This is a genomic window from Paraburkholderia sp. SIMBA_054 (assembly GCF_046534875.1).
In the GTDB taxonomy this organism is placed as follows: Bacteria; Pseudomonadota; Gammaproteobacteria; order Burkholderiales; family Burkholderiaceae; genus Paraburkholderia; species Paraburkholderia hospita.
The window spans coordinates 1-250 of record NZ_JAWRXV010001317.1 but is presented as its reverse complement, the minus strand read 5'-3'; the positions used below and the strand labels follow the sequence as shown (position 1 = coordinate 250).

The 250-nt window shown below is 72.0% G+C and carries 1 protein-coding gene; it reads right to left on the bottom strand.

The window, feature by feature from the left end:
• On the bottom strand, positions 1–250 hold a 250-nt coding region (locus SB822_RS59355; protein WP_410859409.1), incomplete at both ends, for a flavin reductase family protein.

Genomic DNA, 250 nt, shown 5'->3' with positions numbered 1-250 from the left:
CACACGCAGGTATTGCAGATGCCCATGCGGCAGCCATGGCGCGGCTTGATGCCCTGGGCTTCGAGTCCTTCCAGCAGCGACAGTGCCCGCGGCAGGCGCAGGGTACGGCCGCTGCGTGACAGCACGACCTCGACCTCGCCCTCCTCGCCCCCGGTATTGGCCGGCACGCTGAAGGCCTCGGCCTGGAAGCCGGCGACCCGGCCCTCCAACCGCGACCGCGCCGCCTGCACGAAACCGCCCGGGCCACAGG